Genomic DNA, 5406 nt, shown 5'->3' with positions numbered 1-5406 from the left:
GCCGTCACCTTCTTGGGCAGCGCCTGCACCATCGCCGCGAATACCGCTTCCGCGATGCGCTGTGATACTTCGGCAGCGCAGCCCGACACGGGCCGAGGATATTTGGCGTCGAGGAACGTGCCCTCCGGCCGCTTGACTTTCAGCGGCTCGAAGGCGCCGGCGCTGATCGGCACCTCCGGAAAAATATGCCGCATGGCGAGGTAGACGGACGACAAGGTCGTCGCCAGCACGCTGTTCATCGGCCCGGCGCAGGGTTTTGAAGAGCCGGCAAAGTCGAAGGTCAGTGTATCGCCCTGTTTCTCGACGGCCAGATTGATGGTCAACGGCTCGTTCACCACGCCGTCGGAATCGACGAAGGCCTGCGAGCGGTAGACGCCGTCGGGGATGACGGCGATCGAAGAGCGCATCTGCTCGGCGGCGCGGCGGCGCAGTTCCGCGATCGCTTCGACTGCGGTTTCGTCACCGTAACGATCGAGGATTTCATTGAGCCTGTCCTGGCCGATCAGTAGCGCCGCGGCCTGCGCGCGGATATCGCCGATACGCTGGTCGGCGACGCGGATGTTCGAGCAGATGATGGCGTAGATCTCGGGATCGAGCACGCCCTTCTTGAACAGTTTCACCGGCGGCAGCCGCAGGCCCTCCTGCTCGACGGCGGTGGCCGAGGCCGAAAAGCCGCCGGGCACCGAGCCGCCGATATCCGGCCAATGTCCAGTGTTGGAAAGCCAGCAAAAGATTTTTCCGCCGCGATAGACCGGCATGACGAAGCGCACATCCATCAGATGCGTGCCGCCGAGATAGGGGTCGTTGACGATGTAGATGTCACCGGGCTCAGGAGCCAGGCAACGGCCGTCGGCGATCATCTCGATCACCGTCCTGGTCGAATACTGCATCACGCCGACGAACACCGGCAGGCCCTGGCTGCCTTGCGCGATCAGCGAACCGTCGACGGCCGAATAGATGCCGTCCGAGCGGTCATTGGCTTCGGCGATGACTGGCGAGAAGGCGGCGCGGGAAAAGGTCAGATCCATCTCGTCGCAGACCTGCTGCAGCGCCGCCTGCAGCACCGAAAGCGTGATCGTGTCGAGCTTTGCCATCTCAAGCCTCGCCGATGTCGATGATGATGTTGCCGTCCGCGTCCGATCGCGCCTGGTCGCCGGGTTCGAGCACCGTGGTGGCGTCCATCTGTTCCAGGATCGCCGGTCCTTCGATCACGGCATCAAACGGCAGTTTTTCGCGGGCATAGACCGGCGTGTCGTGCCAGGTGCCATGATACCAGACCGGGCGGATCTCGCGCCGCGCCTCCTCCAGCGTTGCCGCGCGGCCCGCAGGGTCGATCAGCCGCGACAGGTCGATCTGCGGCCGCACGCCGGTAACCGAGGTGTTTAGGTTGACGAGATTGGCGCGGATTTCCGGCAGCTCGACCTTGAAGCGGGCGAAATAGGCCTTCTCGAACAGAAGCTGCAGCGTTTCTCGTGAAACCGAAGAGGAGGGCAGCGGCACGTTGATGATATGCGTCTGGCCGACGAACTGCATGTCGGCGGAATGCGTGACGCGGATCGCGTCCGGCTTCACCGCTTCCTTGGCGATCAGCGCCTCGCCTTCGTTACGGTGCCGTTCCAATACCCCGCGAAGCGCAGCTTCGTCGAGGCTCGCCACGGGTTGGTTGATCGTGTTGACGAAGTCGTGCCGCAGGTCCGCGACGACGCAGCCGAGCGCATTGGTGATCCCCGGCCGTGCCGGCACCAGCACGCGCGGCAGGCCGAGCTCGCGGGCAAGCGCCGTCGCATGCAGCGGGCCGGCGCCGCCAAAGGCGAACAGCGCGAAATCGCGTGGATCATGGCCGCGCGACACCGAGACCATGCGTATGGCGCCGGCCATCTTCATGTTGCCGAGCCGAAGCACCGCGCCGGCCGCTTCTACGCCGGAGAGCCCGGTGTGCTTGCCGATCTTGTCCTCGAAAATGCCGGTGACACGCTCGACGGTGACCGGATTGTCGACCGCCAGCAACTTCTTCGGCGCCAGGCGTCCCAGCACCAGATTGGCGTCGGTGATGGTTGGCTCGACGCCGCCGCGCCCGTAGCAGATCGGGCCGGGATTGGCGCCGGCGCTTTCCGGGCCGATCTGGATCAGCCCGGCCGCGTCGACACGCGCGGTCGAGCCGCCGCCGGCGCCCACCGTGTGCACCGCCACCATCGGCACATGGATCGGCATCGCATATTCGATCTCGATCTCGTTCGACACGGCGGGCTCGGCATTGTGGATCAGCGCCACGTCGGTCGAGGTGCCGCCCATGTCGTAGGTGACGAGATTGCCGAAGCCGGCGCGCTTGCCCGTATAGGCGGCGGCGATGACGCCGGAAGCCGGGCCGGACATCACGGTCTTGGCCGATTCCAGCGTGACGAAGCGGGCCGAGATCATGCCGCCATTGCCGTTCATGATCAGGAAGTCGCGGGCATAGCCCTTCGCGCCAAGCTCCTTGCGCAGCCGCTCGACATAACGCTCCAGGATCGGCTGCACCGAGGCGTTGACGGCGGCCGTCACGCCTCGCTCGAACTCGCGCGCTTCCGAAAGCAGCGCATGCCCGGTGGTGATGTGGCCGTTCGGCCAAAGCTCCGCCGCGATTTCGGCGGCGCGCCGCTCATGCGCCGGGTTGGCGTAGGAGTGCAGGAAGTGGATGACGAGCGACTCGCAGCCGGCGTCGAGCAGCTTCTTCACCGCATCGCGCATCTCGGCTTCGTCGAGTTGAATGCGCACCGCGCCCGAAGCCTCGATCCGCTCCGACACTTCGAGCCGAAGGTCGCGGGGAATGACGGGGACAAAAGTGCCGGTCATGCCATAGGCCTGCGGCCTGGTGCGGCGGCCAAGCTCGATCACGTCGCGAAAGCCGCGCGTGGTGATCATGCCGGTCCGCGCCAGGCGGCGTTCCAGCACGGCGTTGGTGGTGGTCGTCGTGCCATGCACGATGAGGTCGATGCCGTCGATCGGAAAGCCGGTGGCGCCAAGGGCGGCGACCACGCCGAAGGCCTGGTTTTCGACAGTCGTCGGGGTCTTGGCGATATGGACCTTGCCGCCCGCCTTGCCGTCGATCAAAAGCAGGTCGGTGAAGGTTCCGCCGACGTCGATGCCTGCTACGACGCTTCCCGCGGACGCCGAAAAATTCTCAATCATTGCCGAAACCCGAAATAGCAGGACTACGGATATGCCTTGGTTTGGAAAGGCATTTTACGTCGCCATCTTGACCTCGAGATCATTTGTATACTAATAAGTTTCGGACACAAGAGCTTACCGCTTGGCAATGTGCAGCGGGCACGTCGGAACCTGACCGTTCGGACGCGCAGGAGAAAGTTTGGCGCCCAGTGCGTTTGTCTGGGCCGGAAAGTTGGGTTTGATGAACACATCCGCGTTGAACACCGCCGGCGCAAGGCCGCTGCAGTTCCCGATCCCGGCCAATGTCTACGCCGAGACCGTGGTGTCGGTGAAGCATTACACCGACCGGCTGTTCTCCTTCCGCATCACCCGCCCGCAGTCGCTGCGTTTCCGCTCCGGCGAGTTCGTCATGATCGGCCTGCCCAATGCCGAGAAGCCGATCTTCCGCGCCTACTCGGTCGCCAGCCCCGCCTGGGACGACGAGCTGGAATTCTTCTCGATCAAGGTCCCGGACGGCCCGCTTACCTCCGAGCTGCAGAAGATCCAGGTCGGCGACACCGTCATCATGCGCCAGAAGGCGACCGGCACGCTGGTGCTCGACGCGCTGACGCCCGCCAAGCGGGTGTTCATGATCTCGACCGGCACCGGCATCGCGCCTTTCGCCAGCCTGCTGCGCGATCCCGACACCTATGAGAAGTTCGACCAGGTGATCCTTACCCACACCTGCCGCGACATTGCCGAGCTCACTTACGGCCAGGAACTGGTGGCGGCGCTCGAAAGCGATCCTCTGATCGGCGAGCTGACCGCCGGCCGCGTCACGCTCTACAATTCGACGACGCGCGAGGAATCGGCGCGCATGGGCCGCATCACCGCGCTGATCGGCTCCGGAAAATTCTATTCCGATCTCGGCATCGACAAGCTCAATCCCGAGACCGATCGCATCATGATCTGCGGCTCGATGCACATGCTGAAGGACGTCAAGGAACTCGCCGAAAGCCTCGACTTCCAGGAGGGCTCCTTGAGCCATCCGGCCAGCTTCGTCGTCGAGCGCGCCTTCGTCGGCTGAGGCGCCTCAATTTGACCATACGGTCAAAAATCTACTGCCTCGACGGCCTTTTTCCGCTATGAGCCTTTGAAAGACTCGTGAAGCATCGCTTCACGGGCTATCCTTCGGCGTAAGCAGCTGAATGAAAGGGCAGGAGATGAGCACGATCCGCGAAGCAGGTGCGGGAGCTTCCAAGGTGATGCCGCTGCCGGCGCGTGCCGCCGCCAACACGCCGCTGCCGCTGGAACATGGCATTGCCCGCAATCCCGGCATGAAGCTCGATCTCGGCTTCCTGGAATCGGTGCGCAGCGTCAACCGTTCGGCGCTGGAGCGCCGTGTCGCGACGCTGACCAAGCGGCGCTCGATCAAGGCCGACAACCAGGCCGCCTGGCTGCTGCGGGCCATCGCCTGCATGGACCTCACCACGCTGAATTCCAATGACACGGACGAGCGCGTGCGCCGGCTCTGCGCCAAGGCGATCAATCCGCTGCGCCGCGACATCGTCGAGGGTCTCGGCATCTCGGGCGAAACCATCCGTCCGGCGGCGGTCTGCGTCTATCATCCCTTTGTCGCCACCGCGGTCGACGCTGTGCGCGGCACCGGCATCCATGTCGCCGCCGTCTCCACCGCCTTCCCGCACGGCCTTGCGCCGCTGTCGACCCGCCTGCAGGAGATCGAGGCTTCGGTGAAGGACGGCGCCGACGAGATCGACGTCGTCATTCCGCGCGGCCTGGTCTACGGCGCCAAATGGCGCGAGCTGTTCAACGAGATCGTCGCCATGCGCACGGCCTGCGGCGATGCGCATCTGAAAGTCATCCTCGGCACCGGCGATCTCGCCACTTTGCGTAATGTCATGCTTGCCTCCATGGTCGCGATGATGGCGGGCGCGGATTTCATCAAGACCTCGACCGGCAAGGAGAGCGTCAACGCCACGCTCCCCGTCGGCCTCACCATGGTGCGCGCCATCCGCGCCTATTTCGAGGAGACCGGTTATCTCATCGGCTTCAAGCCGGCCGGCGGCATTTCCACCGCCAAGGTCGCGCTCGATTGGCTGGTGCTGATGAAGGAAGAGCTCGGCCGGCCGTGGCTGGAGCCGGACCTGTTCCGCTTCGGCGCGTCGAGCCTGCTCACCGACATCGAACGCCAGCTCGAGCATCATTTGACGGGCCATTACTCGGCCAACCATCGCCACGCGATGGCCTAGGCTCCCACCC

The 5406-nt window shown here is 64.5% G+C and carries 4 protein-coding genes; 2 read left to right on the top strand and 2 right to left on the bottom strand.

What is annotated here, in order from left to right; genetic code table 11:
- Nucleotides 1–1094, bottom strand: a 1094-nt coding sequence (locus tag EOA24_RS26160; RefSeq protein WP_189354231.1) for a hydantoinase B/oxoprolinase family protein, incomplete at its 3' end; no start/stop codon positions are given.
- 1 nt (nucleotide 1095) lies between these two features.
- Nucleotides 1096–3168 carry a hydantoinase/oxoprolinase family protein gene (locus EOA24_RS26155; protein ID WP_126079965.1) on the bottom strand — a complete coding sequence of 691 codons (2073 nt, stop codon included), beginning with the start codon at nucleotides 3166–3168 and terminating at the stop codon, nucleotides 1096–1098.
- A 220-nt stretch (nucleotides 3169–3388) separates the two neighbouring features.
- On the opposite strand from EOA24_RS26155, the gene EOA24_RS26150 reads away from it, so the two are divergent.
- Nucleotides 3389–4213 carry a ferredoxin--NADP reductase gene (locus EOA24_RS26150; protein ID WP_126079964.1) on the top strand — a complete coding sequence of 275 codons (825 nt, stop codon included), beginning with the start codon at nucleotides 3389–3391 and terminating at the stop codon, nucleotides 4211–4213.
- A gap of 136 nt (nucleotides 4214–4349) precedes the next feature.
- Nucleotides 4350–5396, top strand: a complete 1047-nt coding sequence (gene deoC, locus EOA24_RS26145) for a deoxyribose-phosphate aldolase (protein ID WP_127257819.1) — start codon at nucleotides 4350–4352, stop codon at nucleotides 5394–5396.
- The last annotated feature ends 10 nt before the right edge of the window (nucleotides 5397–5406 follow it).

Origin of the sequence: Mesorhizobium sp. M2A.F.Ca.ET.039.01.1.1 (assembly GCF_003998035.1) — a bacterium.
Lineage (GTDB): Bacteria > Pseudomonadota > Alphaproteobacteria > Rhizobiales > Rhizobiaceae > Mesorhizobium.
The sequence above is the reverse complement of the archived record's forward strand: the minus strand, read 5'-3'. Positions and strand labels throughout refer to the sequence as shown.

Excerpts from the sequence above, each read along its gene's own strand:
- EOA24_RS26155 (WP_126079965.1), bottom strand. The coding sequence starts at position 3,168 with ATGATTGAGAATTTTTCGGCGTCCGCGGGAAGCGTCGTAGCAGGCATC.
- EOA24_RS26150 (WP_126079964.1), top strand. The coding sequence starts at position 3,389 with ATGAACACATCCGCGTTGAACACCGCCGGCGCAAGGCCGCTGCAGTTC.
- deoC (WP_127257819.1), top strand. The coding sequence starts at position 4,350 with ATGAGCACGATCCGCGAAGCAGGTGCGGGAGCTTCCAAGGTGATGCCG.